The 17,461-nt window shown below is 73.6% G+C and carries 18 protein-coding genes; 11 read left to right on the top strand and 7 right to left on the bottom strand.

Translation table 11 applies throughout. The features are described 5' to 3' along the window. Together MXD57_RS22815 and MXD57_RS22810 are read left to right on the top strand one after the other, a co-directional pair. A partial coding sequence (locus tag MXD57_RS22815; RefSeq protein ID WP_250403621.1) for an SGNH/GDSL hydrolase family protein occupies positions 1–733 on the top strand: 733 nt, incomplete at its 5' end. 144 nt (positions 734–877) lie between these two features. Beyond that, a complete protein-coding gene (locus MXD57_RS22810; protein ID WP_250403620.1) occupies positions 878–1,591 on the top strand; it encodes a hypothetical protein in 714 nt (237 codons plus the stop codon). A gap of 482 nt (positions 1,592–2,073) precedes the next feature. Here the strand turns inward: MXD57_RS22810 and MXD57_RS22805 are convergent, their stop codons facing one another. Next, positions 2,074–3,429: a dipeptidase gene (locus tag MXD57_RS22805; protein ID WP_250403619.1), complete on the bottom strand. Its 1,356-nt coding sequence runs from the start codon at positions 3,427–3,429 to the stop codon at positions 2,074–2,076. Positions 3,430–3,561: 132 nt separating this feature from the next. Between MXD57_RS22805 and MXD57_RS22800 the strand changes: the two genes are divergently transcribed. Further along, entirely contained in the window at positions 3,562–4,821 is a 1,260-nt protein-coding gene (locus MXD57_RS22800; RefSeq protein ID WP_250403618.1) for a geranylgeranyl reductase family protein, read from the top strand. On the opposite strand, the gene MXD57_RS22795 is transcribed toward MXD57_RS22800, so the two are convergent. Next, complete coding sequence (locus MXD57_RS22795) at positions 4,811–5,269, bottom strand: nitroreductase family deazaflavin-dependent oxidoreductase (RefSeq protein WP_250403617.1); 459 nt, start codon at positions 5,267–5,269, stop codon at positions 4,811–4,813. The genes MXD57_RS22800 and MXD57_RS22795 overlap by 11 nt on opposite strands. Before the next feature lie 146 nt (positions 5,270–5,415). On the opposite strand from MXD57_RS22795, the gene MXD57_RS22790 reads away from it, so the two are divergent. Next, a complete protein-coding gene (locus MXD57_RS22790) occupies positions 5,416–6,108 on the top strand; it encodes a TetR/AcrR family transcriptional regulator (protein ID WP_250403616.1) in 693 nt (230 codons plus the stop codon). Between the two features lie 395 nt (positions 6,109–6,503). Here MXD57_RS22790 and MXD57_RS22785 read toward each other — a convergent pair whose 3' ends face one another. Beyond that, positions 6,504–7,994 carry an MFS transporter gene (locus tag MXD57_RS22785; protein ID WP_250403615.1) on the bottom strand — a complete coding sequence of 497 codons (1,491 nt, stop codon included), beginning with the start codon at positions 7,992–7,994 and terminating at the stop codon, positions 6,504–6,506. A gap of 84 nt (positions 7,995–8,078) precedes the next feature. On the opposite strand from MXD57_RS22785, the gene MXD57_RS22780 reads away from it, so the two are divergent. Further along, complete coding sequence (locus MXD57_RS22780) at positions 8,079–8,477, top strand: MarR family winged helix-turn-helix transcriptional regulator (RefSeq protein WP_250403614.1); 399 nt, start codon at positions 8,079–8,081, stop codon at positions 8,475–8,477. 7 nt (positions 8,478–8,484) lie between these two features. Here the strand turns inward: MXD57_RS22780 and MXD57_RS22775 are convergent, their stop codons facing one another. Further along, a complete protein-coding gene (locus tag MXD57_RS22775) occupies positions 8,485–9,225 on the bottom strand; it encodes a maleylpyruvate isomerase family mycothiol-dependent enzyme (protein ID WP_250403613.1) in 741 nt (246 codons plus the stop codon). 339 nt (positions 9,226–9,564) lie between these two features. Here MXD57_RS22775 and MXD57_RS22770 point away from each other — a divergent pair, with 339 nt between their 5' ends. Next, on the top strand, positions 9,565–9,960 hold the full coding sequence (locus MXD57_RS22770; RefSeq protein ID WP_250403612.1) for a luciferase domain-containing protein: 396 nt from the start codon (positions 9,565–9,567) through the stop codon (positions 9,958–9,960). Between the two features lie 77 nt (positions 9,961–10,037). Here MXD57_RS22770 and MXD57_RS22765 read toward each other — a convergent pair whose 3' ends face one another. Then, positions 10,038–10,817, bottom strand: a complete 780-nt coding sequence (locus MXD57_RS22765) for a DeoR/GlpR family DNA-binding transcription regulator (RefSeq protein WP_250403611.1) — start codon at positions 10,815–10,817, stop codon at positions 10,038–10,040. A gap of 122 nt (positions 10,818–10,939) precedes the next feature. On the opposite strand from MXD57_RS22765, the gene MXD57_RS22760 reads away from it, so the two are divergent. Continuing rightward, entirely contained in the window at positions 10,940–11,821 is an 882-nt protein-coding gene (locus tag MXD57_RS22760; RefSeq protein ID WP_250403610.1) for an SIS domain-containing protein, read from the top strand. 26 nt (positions 11,822–11,847) lie between these two features. After that, positions 11,848–12,741 carry a class II fructose-bisphosphate aldolase gene (locus tag MXD57_RS22755; RefSeq protein ID WP_250403609.1) on the top strand — a complete coding sequence of 298 codons (894 nt, stop codon included), beginning with the start codon at positions 11,848–11,850 and terminating at the stop codon, positions 12,739–12,741. Here MXD57_RS22755 and MXD57_RS22750 read toward each other — a convergent pair. Further along, complete coding sequence (locus tag MXD57_RS22750; protein WP_250403623.1) at positions 12,728–13,864, bottom strand: methyltransferase; 1,137 nt, start codon at positions 13,862–13,864, stop codon at positions 12,728–12,730. The two genes, MXD57_RS22755 and MXD57_RS22750, sit on opposite strands and share 14 nt — an antisense overlap. Positions 13,865–13,931: 67 nt before the next feature. On the opposite strand from MXD57_RS22750, the gene MXD57_RS22745 reads away from it, so the two are divergent. From MXD57_RS22745 to MXD57_RS22735, 3 genes are read left to right on the top strand one after another with little or no spacing between them, the layout of a single operon-like run. Further along, complete coding sequence (locus MXD57_RS22745) at positions 13,932–14,582, top strand: alpha-ketoglutarate-dependent dioxygenase AlkB family protein (protein WP_250403608.1); 651 nt, start codon at positions 13,932–13,934, stop codon at positions 14,580–14,582. 50 nt (positions 14,583–14,632) lie between these two features. Further along, complete coding sequence (locus tag MXD57_RS22740; protein ID WP_250403607.1) at positions 14,633–15,868, top strand: ROK family protein; 1,236 nt, start codon at positions 14,633–14,635, stop codon at positions 15,866–15,868. Then, complete coding sequence (locus MXD57_RS22735) at positions 15,865–16,599, top strand: NUDIX domain-containing protein (protein ID WP_250403606.1); 735 nt, start codon at positions 15,865–15,867, stop codon at positions 16,597–16,599. The genes MXD57_RS22740 and MXD57_RS22735 overlap by 4 nt, the downstream gene beginning before the upstream one ends. A gap of 202 nt (positions 16,600–16,801) precedes the next feature. Here MXD57_RS22735 and MXD57_RS22730 read toward each other — a convergent pair whose 3' ends face one another. Further along, positions 16,802–17,431 (bottom strand): ATP-binding protein, encoded by a 630-nt coding sequence (locus tag MXD57_RS22730; RefSeq protein ID WP_250403605.1) that lies wholly within the window; start codon positions 17,429–17,431, stop codon positions 16,802–16,804. Positions 17,432–17,461: the final 30 nt, after the last annotated feature.

Raw genomic sequence — 17,461 nt, 5'->3', positions numbered from 1 at the left:
TCTGCATGACGGAGTGATCCAGGACAACAGCCGGGAGATGCCGCAGATCGACAAGGGGTACCTGGACCAGAACACGACCCTCGTCACGATCTCCATCGGCGGCAACGACTCCCGGTTCTCCGACATCTTCCAGAAGTGCCTGATGTCCTTCAGCGGCGGCAACTGCAAGGGCAAGACGTTCGACGAGGGCGACGAGGACGGGCACGTCGACGGGCGGGACGCGAAGTTCGTCGGCCAGAAACTGGAGACCGCCGTTCCGGGCATCATCAACGAGATCGTCCGTCCGGACATCACCAGGACACTGCTGCAGATCCACGGCAAGGCGCAGCACGCGAAGATCGTCCTGATGGGGTACCCGCCGCTGCTCTCCGACAGGGGCTCCTGCCTGAGCATCGGTACCCTCGGTCTGTCCCCGGATTCGGCGGACTGGCTCAACGCCACCGCCGGCACGCTGGCGACGGCGATGCAGGGCGCGGCCGACGACGCGAAGGCGCAGGGCGCGAACGTGTGGTTCTCCGACCCGGCGAGAGACTTCGCGGGCAAGGGTGTGTGCGGTGACCCGGAGCAGGTGCACGGCATCGTCAAGACTCTCGTGAAGTCCGACAACCCGAGCAACGACTGGCCATGGCTCAGGAACTACGGCCTGTCGGCCCAGTCGTTCCATCCGAAGATCGGGGGCGCGCGTCTGTACGCGAACTCCCTGGAGCGGACGATGTCGGGCATGGGCCTCTGACGATCGCTCCTGATCATTCCGGGGCAGTCCGCCAGGGCTGCCCCGGACCTGTCTGAGTACCGGTACTCATGCCCGGACCCACCTGCCCGGTGGACAGTGGCCCTGGCAACCCCCTGGCGGAACGACCCAGCGATGAGAGGCCCGATGAAGAGCACGGCCAAAGGCGGCCTCGCCGTCCTTTTGTTGCTCACGATGACCGCGTGTTCGTCCGGCAACCGCGCCGTCAGCCCGAAGGAGGCCCGCACACTGGCCGGCAGCCGTCAGGCTGTCGAGGCCAGGCAGCAGGCGGAGCAGAAGCTCCGAAAGGTCGTTCGGGCATACGCCGACCACACCCGCCTGAGCCTCGGACTGGTCGTGGTGCGGGACACTTGCCGGACGGGTCTGCGCAAGCAGCCCTTCTTCCAGGACGGAAGCGACACCTACAAGATCAAGTGCTTCATGCACATGACCGCGTACTACGGTGCCGACCCGGACCACATGGCCGAGGTCATCGACAGCGTTCTGACCGCGGGCGGGAGCGACCCGCGGATACCGTTCACCCGCGACGACACCGGCAGACGGCTGCTGGCCTACTATCAGGGCAAAGGGCCGAACCCGAACGGCTCGGGGGCGCCGGATCCGAGCTCCGTCTTCGCCTGGGGAGACACGCTGACGTGGGATCCGGTGCGTGACCGTGATCCCAAGCGCCTCGTTGAGGAACCTCTCGCCCTCAAGAACGACCCTCCGATGCAGCGGTTCCTGCGAGAGCCGGCCTCGGGCACGGTGTCCGGCCTTCGCCAGAGGTACGGCATGGTGTTCCGGCTCGACCTCGGCTCCGACGACTACTACGAAGTGCTCAAGAGCGGTCGGCGCCGGTGAGGAGCGCGCCCCCTCGGCCGTGACGCGGACATCGGGCCGCCGGCCGCTTCCGTGCCTCCGGTCGGCGACCGCGGTCGCGTGACCGCTTCCCGGGCGGCACGGAGCAACCCGTTGTCCAGCCCTGCGGAGGTGGCGGCGATCCGGCCGTTCCCGGCGCACCGCCGGCACGTCGTGCGGTGGTGCGAGCCGCTGTGGCAGGTCCGGTCGATGCCCGCGCACGCCTCAGCCGACACCCCCGCAACGATCCGGCGTGTCCCCGGGGGGCTCGGCCCAGCGGGTCGCGGCTCGGCGATCGCCCGGCCCGGGCCGGCCGCCCTGGCGTCGGTCAGCGACAGTTCGTCGCCGTCGCGCCGGATACGGGCCTGACCGACCGGGAGGCGCAGCGGGTGGAGGCGGGGGGAGCGGTGCGAGCCCGTCCATGTGCCGAACGCGGGCGGCGCCCCCGCCGGTTGGCGAGGGCGCTCTGCCGAGGGCGGAAGGGTTCAGCCCGCCGCGTAGTTGCTCAGGAACAGCGCCTCGGCGACCGAGAGCCGCTCCAGCTCCTCGGGGGACACGCTCTCGTTGACGGCGTGGATCTGCGCCTCCGGCTCGCTCAGGCCGATCAGCAGGATCTCCGCCCGCGGGTAGAGGCCGGCGAGGGTGTTGCACAGCGGGATGGAGCCGCCCTGGCCGGCGTAGCTCATCGACTCGCCCGGGTAGGCGACGGCCATGGCGTCGGCCATCGCCTGGTAGGCCGGGCTGGAGGTGTCGGCGCGGAAGGGCTGCCCCTGCCCGATCTGCTCGGTGGTGACCCGGGCTCCCCACGGGGTGCGTGCCTCGATGTGCGCCTGCAGCAGCTTGGTCGCCTCGGCCGCGTCCACGCCCGGCGGCACCCGCAGGCTGATCAGCGCCCTGGCGCCGGCCTGCACCGAGGGGGTGGCGCCCACGACCGGCGGGCAGTCGATGCCGAGGACGGTGACCGCGGGGCGGGCCCAGATGCGGTCCGCGACCGAGCCGCCACCGATCAGGCCCACGCCGTCCAGCACCCTGGCGTCCTTGCGGAACTGCTCCTCGGTGTACTCGAGGCCGTCCCACCGCGCGGCGGAGTCGAGCCCGTCGACCGTGGTCGAGCCGTCCTCGGCGCGCAGCGAGTCCAGGACCCGGATCAGCGCGCCCAGCGCGTCCGGGGCGGCGCCGCCGAACTGGCCCGAGTGCAGGTTGCCGGCCAGGGTGTCGACCTGGACCCGGACCAGGGTCATGCCGCGCAGGGTGGTGGTGACCGTGGGCAGGCCGACCCGGAAGTTGCCGGCGTCGCCGATCACGATCGTGTCCGCGCGCAGCAGCTCGGGGTGCTGCTCGGCGTACCGCTCCAGGCCGCCCGTGCCCTGCTCCTCCGAGCCCTCGACGATCACCTTGACGTTCACCGGGACGCCGCCGTTGGCCTTGAGCGCCCGCAGCGCGAGCAGGTGCATGATCACGCCGCCCTTGCAGTCGGCGCTGCCGCGGCCGTACCAGCGGCCGTCCCGCTCGGTCAGCTCGAACGGCGGGGTGGTCCAGCCGGCCTCGTCGAGCGGCGGCTGGACGTCGTAGTGGGCGTAGAGGAGAACCGTTTTTGCACCCTCCGGGCCCGGCAGGAAGCCGTACACCGACTGGGTGCCGTCCGGGGTGTCCAGCAGAGCCACGTCCACGAATCCCTCGGCGCGCAGCGCGTCCGCGACCCACTTCGCGGCGCCCTCGCTCTCGCTCCTGGGGAACTGCGCGAAGTCGGCCACCGACTTGAAGGCGACCAGTTCGGCCAGCTCCGCCTTGGCCCCGGGCAGTAGCGAGGCGACGGTCTCGGCGACCGGATTCGACGACATGGGCACGCTCCTCGTGGGTGCGACGTTGTACCGGGTGAGTACATCGATCCTCCCACAGCGGTCCACCGTGATCGTCGCCGTAGGATGCTGGGGACAGGTGCGGCAGCGGCTTGATCGGAGCAGTAGACCATCGTGAGCGGCGAGAACTCTTCGGCGGACGACGTGCAGCGGGTATGGGACGTCGTCGTGGTGGGCGCGGGACCCGCGGGGGCCTCGGCGGCCTATGCGGCGGCGGTCGCGGGGCGGCGCGTGCTCTTGCTGGAGAAAGCCGAGCTGCCGCGCTACAAGACGTGCGGCGGCGGCATCATCGGCCCGTCCCGTGACGCGCTGCCGCCCGGCTTCGAGCTGCCGTTCCAGGACCGCGTGCACGCGGTGACCTTCTCGCACAACGGCCGCTTCAGCCGCACCCGCCGCTCCCGGCGGATGCTGTTCGGGCTCATCAACCGGCCCGAGTTCGACCAGCAGCTCGTCGAGCACGCCCAGAAGGCGGGCGCCGAGCTGCGCACCGGCGTCGCCGTCCAGCGGGTCGAGCAGCACGGCTCGACGGTGCCCGACCGTCGTACCGTCGCCGTGGTGCTGCAGGGCGGGGAGACCGTGCTGGCCCACGCGGTCGTCGGCGCCGACGGCAGCGCCAGCCGCATAGGCGCGCACGTCGGTGTGAAGCTGGACCAGGTGGACCTCGGCCTGGAGGCGGAGATCCCGGTCCCGGAGACGGTGGCCGAGGACTGGAAGGGGCGCGTACTCATCGACTGGGGCCCCATGCCGGGCAGTTACGGCTGGGTCTTTCCCAAGGGCGACACGCTGACGGTCGGTGTGATCTCGGCGCGCGGCGAGGGCGCCGCCACGAAGCGGTACCTGGAGGACTTCATCGCCCGGCTCGGGCTGGCCGGTTTCGAGCCGAGCATCTCCTCCGGCCATCTGACGCGCTGCCGCGCCGACGACTCGCCGCTCTCCCGGGGCCGGGTGCTGGTCTGCGGCGACGCGGCGGGGCTGCTGGAGCCGTGGACCCGGGAGGGCATCTCCTTCGCGCTGCGCTCGGGCCGGCTGGCGGGGGAGTGGGCGGTCCGGATCGCCGAGGCGCACGACGCCGTCGACACCCGTCGCCAGGCACTGAACTACGCGTTCGCGATCAAGGCGGGTCTCGGTGTCGAGATGAGCGTCGGCAAGCGGATGCTGGCCGCGTTCGAGCGCCGTCCCGGCGTCTTCCACGCGGTCCTCACCGGGTTCCGGCCCGCGTGGAAGGCGTTCAAGGAGATCACGCAGGGCTCGACGTCCCTGGGTGCACTGGTCCGCTCCCATCCGCTCGCCCAGCGCGCGCTGACCGCGTTCGACCGGAACCGGGGCGCGGTGGCGGCCGAGGCCGAGGCCGCGGAGGAGACCGTCACTCCGTGACGGTGATCCGGAAGACGGGGTGGTCGCCGGCCGCCGCGAGGATCTCCTCGTCGGAGGACCCGGCCGTCACCCCCTGGAAGTACTGGTTGACCTCCCAGCCCCACTTCCGCAGATAGGTCCGCAGGATCGGGAGCTTCTCGGCGTCGGGGATCTCCTCCGCGGTGAACACGCGCACCTTGCGGCCCACCCGCAGCTCACCGCCGCCGGCGACCCGCATGTTGCGCACCCACTGGGAGTGGCCGCGCGCGGAGACGAGGTACCGCGCACCCTCGTGGCTGTGGGGGTTGACCGGGATGCGCTGCATCCGCCCGCTCTTGCGGCCGCGCACGGACATCTCGGCGCTGCCGGCCAGGCTGAGCCCGTGCCGCGCGAGCCAGCCGACGATCGCGTTGAACCGGACGTTCAGCGCGCTGCCCTTGAGGTAGTACGGCGAGGAAGACGACGACATGGTGACCCCCACGGTTCGGGAGAGCGGTGCTCTCGGTCGACTCCAGTGTGGAGCAGACCGGTGCTCCGGTGCAAGAGCACTGCTCTCTTTTTTGTTCGGCGTTCTCGTTTGTGTGCACTGCTCCGCCCTCGTGGCACACTGCTGCCATGAGCACCGCACAGGGCGCCCGCGCGCGAGCCAGGACCGAAGTGACCGCGGCCATCAAGGACGCGGCGCGCAGACAGCTCGCGCACGAGGGCGCGGCCAAGCTGTCGCTGCGGGCCGTCGCCCGCGAACTGGGCATGGTCTCCTCCGCGCTGTACCGCTACTTCCCCAGCCGGGACGACCTGCTGACCGCGCTGATCATCGACGCCTACGACTCCCTCGGTGAGGCGGCCGAGGCCGTGGCCGCGGCGCCCGGTGCGGATCCCGCGCGGCGCTGGACGGCGGTGTGCGAGGCGGTGCGCGTGTGGGCCCTTGCCCATCCGCACGAGTACGCGCTGATCTACGGCTCGCCGGTGCCCGGGTACTCCGCGCCGCAGGCCACCGTCCCCGCCGCCGCGCGGGTCGGACTGCTGCTCATCGGCATCGTCCGCGACGCGCACGGCACCAGTGGCCTCACCGGGCTGCCCCTGCCCGCCGGACTGCGGCCCGAGGCGGAGCGGCTGGCGGCCGACCTGGCGCCCGACCTGCCTTCCGAGGTGGTGGTGGCCCTGGTGGCGGCCTGGGCCGAACTGTTCGGACTGGTCGGCTTCGAGGTGTTCGGGCAGTTCAACCGGGTGGTCGAGGACCGTGCGGCCTTCTTCCGCCACGCGGCGGAACGGCTCGCGCGAAGCGTGGGCCTGACAGCCGGTCCTTGACGTTGGGGGTGCGCCGGTGGCCTCGCGGACTCCGCCCGTGCGCGACCCGTCGTCCTCGCCCAGGGGCCGGCCCGGTCCGGCCCGTTCCGTCCGGGGCCGGCCGCACCGGGATCGCGGCGGTACGCGATCAGGGTGCGCCCGGCGGGATGCAACTCCCACCGGGCGCACGCGATGCGTTCCCCGGGGTCTGTCGCCCGGATCCGGCCCGACCGAGCGCCCCGGCCGGTGCCGCGTCAGCCGGGGTCCGCCCCGGCGCGACGCCCGGCGGGCGCTCTCGCCGCACCGGCCGAAGGTCCGGGTGCGCCCGGTGCGAGGGCTGCCGGCCGACAGGCCCGGGAGGCCCCACCGGACGCAGCTCCTCGACGGCCGATGCCCGACCGACGCGGCACCAGGTCCTAGTCGCGGACCGGCACGGGTTCCGTTCGGGCCTCCGCCACGGTCTGCGCGGTGGACCGGGTGACGACGATCGACGGCCGGCTCCGGCGGCCGCGCGCTCCGGTCAGCGTCATCAGCAGACCGGCCAGGGCGATCCCGGTGACCACCATGAAGCCCGGCCGGTAGCTGTCCAGGACGCCCTGCGGGGTGGCGGTGGCGGGCGCGGACGCGGTCACCACGGCCGTGACGACCGCCAGGAAGATCGCGCCGCCCACCTGGACCGAGGTGTTCAGCAGCCCGGAGACCATGCCCTGTTCGTGGTCGTCGACCCCGTTGGTGGCCTGGATGTTGAGCGAGGGGAAGACCAGCGCGCAGGCCGCGCCTATCAGCAGCATCGACGGCAGGATCGCGACCGCGTACACCGGGTCCAGATCGACGCGCAGGAACAGCGCGTACCCGGCGACCATCAGCGCGAAGCCGGTCGCGATCAGCCGCGTGGTGCCGAACCGGTCGACGATCGCGCCGACCTTCGTCGAGGAGATCGCCACCAGCGCGCCCGCCGGCAGGAAGGCGAGTGCCGTGTGCAGCGCCGACCAGCCGAGCAGCGACTGCATGTAGAGCGTGGTGAGGAACTGGAAGCCGACGTAGGAGCCGAAGAAGGCCACCGCGCCGAGCTGGGCGCGGATCTGACCGGCCGAGCGCAGCACACCGAGCCGGATCAGCGGGCTCGGCGAGCGCCGCTCCACGAGGACGAACGCGGTGAGCAGGACGGCCGCGGCCAGGAAGGACAGCAGAGTGCGGGCCGAGGCCCAGCCGGCCTCCGGTGCCTGGACCACGGTGAAGACCAGCAGCAGCATCGAGGCGGTGCCGAGGACGGCGCCCGGGATGTCGTAGCCGCCGCGGTTCTCCTCCCGGTTGCTGCGGGGCAGCAGCCGGAGTCCGGCCAGCAGGGCGATCACCGCGATCGGCGCGGGCAGCAGCATGGTGAGGCGCCAACTGGCCTCGGTGAGCAGGCCGGAGAGGACCAGGCCCATGGAGAACCCGGTGGCGGCGCAGGTGGTGTAGATGGAGAGCGCACGGTTGCGCAGCGGCCCCTCGGGGAACGTCGTCGTGATGATCGACAGGCCCGCCGGGGCGGTGAAGGCCGCGCTCAGCCCCTTGACGAAGCGGCTGGCGATGAGCAGCGGACCGGAGTCCACCACCCCGCCCAGCAGCGAGGCCAGCGCGAAGACGCCGAGCGCCACCAGGAACACCCGGCGCCGGCCCAGCAGGTCGGCGGTGCGGCCGCCGAGCAGCAGCAGCCCGCCGTACCCCAGGATGTAGCCGCTGACGATCCATTGCAGCGTCGACGTGGACAGATGGAGATCGGCGCCGATGGACGGCAGCGCGACGCCGACCATGGACACGTCGAGGGCGTCCAGGAACATCGCGGCGCACAGCACCAGCAGGGTGCCCCACAGCCGGGGAGTCCAGCGTCCCTCGGCGGCGGGGGTGGTGAGCGGAGAGGTCATGCGGTGAGACTACATGCACGCGCATCAGATGCAATTGCATTTAATTACGATGCAACAATCGCGATTCTCTGCTACGGTGCGCCCATGACGGGGAAGGACGCCGAGCACGCACTCGTGGAGCAGTGGCGGGACATCCTGTCCCTGCATGCCCGCACCCAGTGCGAGCTCGACCGGGCGCTGCACGGACACGGCCTGTGCGCCAGTGACTTCGAGGTGCTCGACGTGCTCGCCGAGGGTGCGGCGGCGGACGGCGGCTGCACCTACCGTGTGCAGGAGATCTCCGAGCGGGTCCATCTGAGCCAGAGCGCCCTGTCCCGCCTGATCGGCCGCCTGGAGAAGGACGGCCTGGTGTGCCGGGCCATGTGCGAGGAGGACCGGCGCGGGGTCCGCGTGGCCCTCACGGCGAAGGGGCGCGCGCTGCACGGCGAGGTGCGTCCGGTGCAGCGCGCGGTGCTCGGCCGGATGCTGGCCGAGTCGGACTGACGAGACGTCAGATACCTGAACTCTCCCGCCACAGCGCCGCCAGCGCGCGGTCGCCCGTCACGTTCGGCACCGGTGCCCGGTTCCACAGCGCGAGGTACAACTGCTCCGCCGTGCCGGTCAGTTCGGCATCCGCGTCGCCGTCCGCGTTCCGCGAGGTCACCGGCGGCCGGTCGGACAGCCGTACGGTCCACACGGCTTCCGAGCCCGCGTCCACCGCGCGTACCCGCAGTACGCGCGGGCGGTCGGTACGGACCCGGCTCCGCGCCCGGGCGTGGAGGCCGCGCAGCAGCTCTTCGACACCGTCCGCGGCGAATCCGGCGGACACCGGGGACGCCGGACCGCCCCGCGACGTCTCCGCGTCATAACGGTGCACGGCCGTCTCGTGGGCCTGCCGGCGGGTCCAGAACGTCAGCGGCGACGGGCAGGGCGCCGGATGGAACGTCCAGCAGTCCAGGTCCGCCGGGGCGCCGGCCAGCGTCTCGACCAGCCGGCGGTGGCTTTCCCGGTACCACGCCACCAGTTCGGCCCCGTCCAGCTCGGGCTCGTCCGGGAGGGGGCGCGGGGCGGTGAGCCCGTCGGCGACGATCGCGGTGGCCCACCGGTGCACGGTGCCCGTGTGCCGCAGCAGGTCCCGTACCTGCCACTGCGGGCACGTCGGCACCTTGGCGTCCGTGCCCGCGATCTCGGCGGCCGCGGCCAGCAGCCGCCCTTCCCGGTCCAGCGCATGAAGGAACTCGGCAGTCTCCATGGCGGTGAGTCTGCCCGATGGGGCGCCTTCGGGGAGACTCCTTTTTCCGGCCCGCGAGTTCACGGGCCCGCGTGACGGGGGGGGGCGACCGGAGCGGCCCGGTGCCGCCATGCCGGTGAGCGCGGTGGGCAGGGAAAGCCGGTCGGTCATGAAGCCGATGGCGGGCGGCCCGAGAGGCGTGCCGCCGCGCGGGCCGCCGCGGTGGGGTCAAGGAGGCCGAGTTCAGGGGCCTTCCGCGTGCGCTCGGGTGTCCGGGCACCGGAAACCCGAGCGGATACAGGTCGGTTAATGCTTGCGCACCGGCTGGTTGCCGAGGGGTGAGCAGGCCATGATGGCCCCATGACGTTGGCCTCGCGCGCGCTCGCGCAACTGGCGACCTGGCCGGACCTGAGACGAGCCCTCCCGAGCTGTGGCACGGGAGAGGCGGTCGACTCGGCCGAGGGTGAGATCGTCCACTTCCACTCCGACCGGGATGTCGACCTGCGGCTGACCGACCGGGCCATCCGGCGGTTCGCCAAGGACCTGAGGGCCTCCGGCGCGGTCCGAATCGTGCCGGGCTCCCCGTGGGTCACCCTCCGGCTCGACGCGGCCAGCGACGTCGACCTGCTGCTGACCCTGGTGAGCGTCGCGCTGCAGGCCCGGCAGTCCTGGCCGGACCCCGAGGGCCGGGCGGTGTCCGGCTGCAACGACCAGCGCGGCGCCGGATTCGTGAAGGCCGACCGCAGCGGCTACTGAGCGCGCCGTCGACGGCCGGGCCGTGCCGGCGGGCGCCTCCGGTCCGGAGGCGGCCCGGCGCGCCCGCGCGCCGGCCGTCACACCGCCAGCACCCGGATTCCCGCCTCCTCGAAGCGGTGCGCGGTCTCCGCGGCGACCGCCGTGTCCGTGACCAGCGTGTCCACCTGCCCCGCCGCGCAGATGCGGGCGAAGGCCCGCCGTCCCAGCTTGCTGGAGTCGGCGGCCACGACCACCCGCTCGGCGCGTTCGCACAGCAGCCGGTTGATCGCGGCCTCCGCCTCGTCGTGCGCCGCGGCGCCGTGCGTGACGTCGAACGCGACCACGCCGAGCACCGCCACGTCCAGGGTGATCTGCCCGAGTACCCCGTCCGCGAGCGGGCCGACGAGCTCGTACGACTGCGGACGCGCGACCCCGCCGGTCACCACGATCTTGAACTGGGGCCGTACCGCCAGCTCGTTGGCGATGTTGAGCGCGTTGGTGACGACGGTCAGGGCGGGTGAGTCGGCTCCCAGGTCGCCGCGCACGGCGAGCGCGCGTGCCACTTCGGTGGTGGTCGTGCCGCCGGTCAGCCCCACCGCCTCGCCCGGCGCCACGAGATCCGCCACCGCCTTGGCGATCCGCTGCTTCTCCGACGCGCGGCGGGCCGTCTTGTAGCGCAACGGCAGCTCGTACGACACCCCGTGCACCACCGCCCCGCCCCGAGTGCGCACCAGCATCTGCTGCTCGGCGAGCTGGTCGAGGTCGCGGCGGATCGTGGCGGCCGACACCCCGAGCTCGGCCGCCACCTCCTCGACCTCCAGCCGGCCGCGCTCCACGAGCAGTTCCAGCAGCGCCTTCCAGCGGGCGTCCCGGGACATCCGCGGCCTCCGTTCTCCGTGTTCCCGGCGACCCTAGCGCACCTCACTTCCGCTCGAATGCTTGATTCTGCTCGAAAGGCCGCTATATCTTGCAAGAACAATCACCAAGGGGAGGGTGTGGCATGCGCCATGTCGAGGAGGAGCTGAACAGCCAGCCCGCATGCTGGATACGTGGGGCCGAGGAGGCGGGGCGGCACGCCGGGGCGCTCCCGGCGCCGGGCGAGCGGGCCGCGATCGTCGGATGCGGGACGTCGTACTTCATGGCGCAGGCGGTGGCCGCCCTGCGCGAGAGCGCCGGGCACGGGGAGACGGACGCCTTCGCGGCCTCCGAGTTCCCGCCGGGACGGTCCTACGACCGGGTCGTCGCCCTCACCCGCTCCGGCACCACCACCGAAGTGCTGGAACTGCTCCGGTGGTTGAGCGGAGGAACCAGGACCACGGCGATCACCGCCGACCCCGAAACCCCGGTGAAGTCGGCCGCCGACGACCTCGTCGTGCTGGACTTCGCCGACGAACGCTCCGTCGTCCAGACCCGGTTCGCCACCACCGCGCTCACCGTGCTGCGCGCCCACCTCGGCCTGCACACCGCGGCCGTCGTCGCCGACGCCCGCACGGCCCTCGCGACCCCGCTGCCCGAAGACCTGGTCGACCGCGCGCAGTTCACGTTCCTGGGACGCGGCTGGACCGTGGGTCTCGCGAACGAGGCCGGCCTGAAGATGCGGGAGGCCTCGCTGTCCTGGACCGAGGCCTACCCGGCGATGGAGTACCGGCACGGGCCGATCAGCGTCACCACCGAGGGCACCGCCACCTGGATGCTGGGCGAGGCACCCGCCGGCCTCGCCGAACAGGTCCGACGCACGGGCGGGACGTGGATCGCGGGCACCCTCGACCCGCTCGCCGAACTCGTCCGCGTCCAGCGCCTCGCGGTCGCCGTCGCCGCCCACCGGGGCCTCGACCCCGACCGCCCGCGCCACCTCACCCGCTCGGTGATCCTCGCCTCCTGACCCACGCTCCGGAAGGGAGACGGGCCGTGTCCCTCGCGACCACCGGCGAGCTGGTCGACCGCGCCGCCGAAGACCGCTCCGCCGTCGCCGCGTTCAACATCATCACCCTGGAACACGTCGAGGCCGTCATCACCGGGGCCGAGTCCGCCGGCGCCCCCGTGATCCTCCAGGTCAGCGAGAACGCCGTGAAGTTCCGCCACGGGCGTCTGCTGCCACTGGCCCGTGCCGCCGTCGCCGCCGCCGAACGCGCCGGGGTCCCCGTCGCGCTGCACCTCGACCACGTCCGGAGCGACGACCTGCTGCGCCAGGCACCCGGCGCCGGGTTCGGCTCGGTGATGTACGACGCCGCCCACCTGCCCTACGCCGACAACCTCGCCGCGACCCGGGCGGCCGCCGACTGGGCGCACGCCCGGAACCTGTGGATCGAGGCCGAGCTGGGGCAGATCGGCGGCAAGGACGGCCGGGCCCCGCTCGACGCCCACGCACCCGGGGCGCGCACCGACCCCGGCCAGGCGGGCGACTTCGTCACCGCCACCGGAGTCGACGCGCTGGCCGTGGCCGTCGGCAGCGCCCACGCGATGACCACCCGTACCGCGGCCCTGGACCACGCCCTGCTGGGGCGGCTGTCCGCCGCGCTGCCCGTACCCCTGGTCCTGCACGGTTCCTCCGGCGTGCCGGACCACGGCCTGGTGGCCGCCGTCGCGGGCGGCATCGCCAAGGTCAACGTGGGCACCGCACTCAACGCCGCCATGACCGGTGCGATCAGGGACTTCCTGGCCGCCCACCCGCGAGCCGTCGACTCCCGCACGTACCTGCGCGAGGGCCGGGACGCCATGTCCCGGGAGGTGGCCCGGATCATCGGGGTCCTCACCCGCGGCCGGAGCACACCTCCCTCGGGGCGGGCGGTCAGTCCCGCTTGACCGCCCTCAGCACCACGAACTTCGGGTCGCTCGCCACCAGCCCGCTGTTGCCGAACAGCCGCTTCAGCCCGACGTGGTAGCCCAGATGCCGGTTGCCGACCACCCACAGCTCGCCGCCGGGGCGCAGCGCCCGCTTCGCCCCGGCGAACATCCGCCGGGCCGTCGCGTCGGTGGTCGCCTGGTGGGAGTGGAACGGCGGGTTGTTCAGCACGAGGTCCACACTGCCGGGCGCCACCCCGGACAGCCCGTCCCCGACCCGGAACTCCGCGTGCCCCGGGACCCCGTTGGCCCTGTAGGTCGCCTCGGCGGAGGCCACGGCCTGGAACGACTCGTCCACGAACAGCACTTCGGCCTCCGGATCGGCCAGTGCCATCGCCGTGCCGACCACACCGTTGCCGCAGCCGAGGTCCGCCACCCGTCCGGTACCCGGCCCGGCCGGCAGGTGCCGCAGGAAGAAGCGGGTGCCGATGTCGAGCCGGTCGGCGCAGAAGACGCCCGCGTGGTTGACGACCGGGCGCCCGGAGAGCGCCCCGGCGTCCTCGGGAAGGTCGTAGCCGTACGGCCACGGGTTGGCGGGCCGCTCCAGGGCGGGGTCCGGTGAGCAGAGGATCAGCCGGGCCTTCTGCCGGGCCAGTGAGGTCCGGGTGGGACCGAGGATCCGCTCGAACAGGCGCAGCGTGGACGTGTGGATCTCCTTCACCATCCCGGTGCCGACCACCACCGTGCCCGCGTGCACGGCGGGTGCGAGCCGCAGCAACTGGTCCTCCAGCAGGGCGAGGCTCTTCGGCACCCGGACCAGCAGCACGTCCACCCGCTCCGGGGGCGGATCCTGTGTGGTCAGCAGCCGCACGGCACCGGGCTCGACACCCGCCCGGGCCAGATTCGCCCGGGTCGCCTCCTGCCCGAGGAAGGAGTCGGTGATCTGCGTCGGCCGGTACCCGGCGAGCGCCGTGACCAGCGCGCCCCAGCGGTCGCCGACCACCACGACCGTGCCCGTCAGCGGCACCCCCTCCTCGGCCAGGTGCCGCAGCAGGTACGCGTCGGAGGCGTCCCAGGCACGCAGCGGGTCGCGGGGATCGTCGGGGAAGCGGGACAGCTCGAACTCGCCCCACGGTGTCGTCATACGGTCGCTCATCGCGCCCCAGGCTAGCCGAGCCGCAGCTCACGACCGTTCGTGCAGGATGGACGGCATGGATGCCGAGCTGTTCGCCCGGGAGCCGGCGCGGGTCGCGCCGGGCGCCGTGCACGTCCCGGGCTGGCTGCCCGCCGAGCGGCAGCGCGCGCTGCTCACCGACTGCCGCGCGTGGGCCCGGCCCCCGGCCGGCCTGCGCACCGTCCGCACGCCCGGCGGCGGCACGATGAGCGCCCGGCAGGTCTGCCTGGGCCGGCACTGGTACCCGTACGGCTACGCCCCCACCGCCGTCGACGGTGACGGCGCGCCCGTGAAGCCGTTCCCGGCCTGGCTGGACGAGCTGGCCCGGGCCGCCGTGTCCGAGGCGCTCGGGCCGCGGGCGCTCCCGGCCGCGCCCTACGACATCGCGCTGATCAACTTCTACGACGGCGACGCCCGCATGGGCATGCACCGCGACGCCGACGAGCGGTCGGACGCGCCGGTGGTGTCGCTGAGCCTCGGCGACACCTGCGTCTTCCGGTTCGGCAACACCGAGACCCGCACCAGGCCGTACACGGACGTCGAGCTGCGCAGCGGCGATCTGTTCGTGTTCGGCGGGCCGTCCCGCCTCGCCCATCACGGAGTGCCGCGGGTGCGTCCGGGCACGGCGCCGCCGGAACTGGGACTGACCGGGCGGCTGAACCTCACCCTGCGGGTCGGCGGGTTGTAGGTCCGACCGGGGCAGGCCACGACGGCTGCGGATCATGGGAGACTCCCCTCATGACCGGCAAGGCGGACCCCCGGAAGGCGGGGGAAGGGATCACCTCCAGGGCGCGGCTGGACCGGGGGCGCGGTGCGCTCGGACCGGCGCTGGAGCTCGTGCACACCGGACGGGCACCGACCCGGGCCGTGCTGACCGCCGAACTCGGGGTCACCCGGGCGACCGCCGGTGCGGTGGCCGCCGAACTGGAGGCGCTCGGGCTGATCCGGGTGAACGCCCGGCCGGGCGCGGCGGCCGGTTCCCAGGGGCGCCCCTCGCACCGCCTCGAGGTCGCCGAGGACGGCCCGGTGGTGCTCGCCGCGCAGGTCCACGCCGACGGCTTCCGGGCCGCACTGGTGGGGCTCGGCGGGCGGATCGTGGCGACGGCGCCCGGCTGCGAGACCGTCGACGCCGACCCGGCGAAGGTCCTGGGCTCCGTCGTCGAGGCGGGCGCCGAACTCCTGCGCACCACCGGCCGCCGCTGCGTGGGCGCCGGACTCGCCGTGCCCTCCGCGGTCGCCGAACCGGACGGCCTGGCCCTGAACCCGCTCCACCTGGCCTGGCCGGTGGGGGCGCCGGTCCGTCAAATCTTCGCGCGGTGCGTGCGCGCCGCCGGCATCACCGGCCCCGCCTTCGCGGCCAACGACGTCAACCTCGCCGCGCTCGCCGAGCACCGGCACGGCGCCGGCCGCGGCGCCAGGGACCTGCTGTGCGTGGCCACCGGGCACCGGGGCGTGGGCGGCGCGCTGGTCCTCGACGGCCGTCTGCACACCGGGAGTTCGGGGCTCGCCCTGGAGGTCGGGCACCTCACCGTCAACCCGGAGGGCCGCCCCTGCCACTGCGGCAGCCGCGGCTGCCTGGACGTCGAGACGGACCCGCTGGCCCTGCTCGTCGAGGCGGGCCGCGATCCGGGCCCCGAGGTCTCCCTGCTGCAGCAGGCCAACGAGATGCTGCGCGACCAGTACGCCGACCCGTCCGTGCGCGGCGCCGCCGAGGCCCTGATCGACCGCCTCGGGCTGGGCCTGGCCGGCCTGGTCAACATCCTCAACCCCGACCGCATCATCCTGGGCGGCCTGCACCGCACCCTGCTCGACGCCGACCCCGCCCGCCTGCGCGCGGTGGTCGCCGACCGCAGTCTGTGGGGGCAGAGCGGCGGAGTCCCCGTCCTGGCCTGCACCCTGGACCACAACAGCCTGGTGGGCGCGGCGGAGCTGGCCTGGCAGCCGGTCCTGGACGATCCGCTGGCGGCGCTGTGATCCGGGCCGGCCGGGTGGAGCTGCTGTCCCCCCCGCGCATCCGGCTCGTCGAGACCGTCCTGCCCGAACTGTCCCCGGCGCACCGGGCGGCCGTGGACCGCCGGTGGGAGGAGGCGGTGCGGGCCAATCCGGCGCTCTTCGACGGTCCGGTGGCCGCGCTGACGGGCCTGGAGCGGGACGGGCGGGACGCACTGGTGCTGTCGTGGGCCCGGGCCACCTACCGTCACCGCGCCCTGCGGGAGCTGCCGGACGCGCCGGTGTGCTCCTCGCTGTTCGTCTCCGTGGCGCAGCCGTCCGAGGACGGGCGCCTGCTGGTGGGGCGGATGGCCGCCTCGACCGCGGCGCCGGGCCGCTGGCAGCTCCCCGGCGGGAGTGTCGAACCCCCGGACGAGGGAGTCGAGCTGGACGTCGACGGCCTGCGCCGGCACGCGGCCCGCGAGCTGGCAGAGGAGACCGGCTCCGCCACCCCCGCCGGAGCCCTGAGGCTGTGGCTGACCACCCGGGGCGCGGGAGGCGGTGTCGGCGTCGTGTTCCTCGCCCCGCCGAGCTCCGGCCGGGAACTGCGTGAGCGGTACGCGCGGCTGGTGAGCACGGAGACGGGCGAGGGCCGCGAGCCCGAGTTCGACCAGATCGAACTGGTCCGCCCGCAGGCCGGAGCGGCCGGACTGGAAGGACCGTGCGTCGACCACCTGGAACCGGTCCTCGGGCGCTACGCAAACGCCTCGGCCTGAGCCGAGGGTGCCGGTGGCCGCGGCCGGGCCGCCGCGGGTGCCGGGCCCGCGGGGTTCGTACGCGTGCCGGTTCCGGGCGGTGCGCGGCCGGCCCGGGAACCCTTCTGACGCCCGGTCATGGCACACGGATGGTCATGGCACACGGACGGGCGGGCCGTCCCGGCCCGCCCCGTCCGCGGTCCGTGGTGGCGTCACCGCCCGGTCAGCCGGCGACGGCCGACCGGGCGGGAGCGGACGTCACGGCCGGGGCGTGCGCCACGGCGGGGGCGGGAGCGGGGGCAGGCGCCACGGCGACGGGCGTGGGCGCGGCGGTGACCGGCGTGGCCGCCACCGGGGCCCGCCGCACCCCGGTGAGCCGGGGCGCGGGCCGCCGCTCGGCCGCGGGCCGCGGCGAGCGGGCCGGCTGCCGGACCGCCGTGGACGGCGCGGGCAGGGTGAACCACACGACCTTGCCGTCGTCGCCCTCGGGGCGCGCCCCCCAGCTCTCGCTCAGCGCCGCCACCATCGCGAGCCCCCGCCCGCAGGTGGCCAGCGGGACGAGTTCCGGCGCCTCCACGGCGTCGGCGACCACGGGGAGACGGGGATCGTGGTCGCGCACCGAGACGGTGAGCCGGTCGACCAGCAGTTCCAGCTCGACGGTGCACGACTTGTCGGGCCGGGCGTGCCGGTGGACGTTGCTGAGCAGCTCGGTGACACCGAGCGCGGCCCGGTCGATCAGCGGGTCCATATGCCAGTAGCGCAATTGTGCAGATACGATTCTGCGGACCTGGCCGATCCGCGACGGCAGGGCTTGGAGCTCCACCGTGCAGTGCCTGCTTGAGTGACTGATCACGGCTGCGACTCCCCGATGTGAGGTCCGGAG

The sequence above is a fragment of the Streptomyces cellostaticus genome, from assembly GCF_023630175.1.
Taxonomy (GTDB): Bacteria; Actinomycetota; Actinomycetes; order Streptomycetales; family Streptomycetaceae; genus Streptomyces; species Streptomyces cellostaticus_A.
This window is presented reverse-complemented; position numbering and strand designations above follow the sequence as displayed.

Excerpts from the sequence above, each read along its gene's own strand:
- MXD57_RS22810 (WP_250403620.1), top strand. The coding sequence starts at position 878 with ATGAAGAGCACGGCCAAAGGCGGCCTCGCCGTCCTTTTGTTGCTCACG.
- MXD57_RS22805 (WP_250403619.1), bottom strand. The coding sequence starts at position 3,429 with ATGTCGTCGAATCCGGTCGCCGAGACCGTCGCCTCGCTACTGCCCGGG.
- MXD57_RS22795 (WP_250403617.1), bottom strand. The coding sequence starts at position 5,269 with ATGTCGTCGTCTTCCTCGCCGTACTACCTCAAGGGCAGCGCGCTGAAC.
- MXD57_RS22790 (WP_250403616.1), top strand. The coding sequence starts at position 5,416 with ATGAGCACCGCACAGGGCGCCCGCGCGCGAGCCAGGACCGAAGTGACC.
- MXD57_RS22785 (WP_250403615.1), bottom strand. The coding sequence starts at position 7,994 with ATGACCTCTCCGCTCACCACCCCCGCCGCCGAGGGACGCTGGACTCCC.
- MXD57_RS22780 (WP_250403614.1), top strand. The coding sequence starts at position 8,079 with ATGACGGGGAAGGACGCCGAGCACGCACTCGTGGAGCAGTGGCGGGAC.
- MXD57_RS22775 (WP_250403613.1), bottom strand. The coding sequence starts at position 9,225 with ATGGAGACTGCCGAGTTCCTTCATGCGCTGGACCGGGAAGGGCGGCTG.
- MXD57_RS22770 (WP_250403612.1), top strand. The coding sequence starts at position 9,565 with ATGACGTTGGCCTCGCGCGCGCTCGCGCAACTGGCGACCTGGCCGGAC.
- MXD57_RS22765 (WP_250403611.1), bottom strand. The coding sequence starts at position 10,817 with ATGTCCCGGGACGCCCGCTGGAAGGCGCTGCTGGAACTGCTCGTGGAG.
- MXD57_RS22760 (WP_250403610.1), top strand. The coding sequence starts at position 10,940 with ATGCGCCATGTCGAGGAGGAGCTGAACAGCCAGCCCGCATGCTGGATA.
- MXD57_RS22750 (WP_250403623.1), bottom strand. The coding sequence starts at position 13,864 with ATGACGACACCGTGGGGCGAGTTCGAGCTGTCCCGCTTCCCCGACGAT.
- MXD57_RS22745 (WP_250403608.1), top strand. The coding sequence starts at position 13,932 with ATGGATGCCGAGCTGTTCGCCCGGGAGCCGGCGCGGGTCGCGCCGGGC.
- MXD57_RS22740 (WP_250403607.1), top strand. The coding sequence starts at position 14,633 with ATGACCGGCAAGGCGGACCCCCGGAAGGCGGGGGAAGGGATCACCTCC.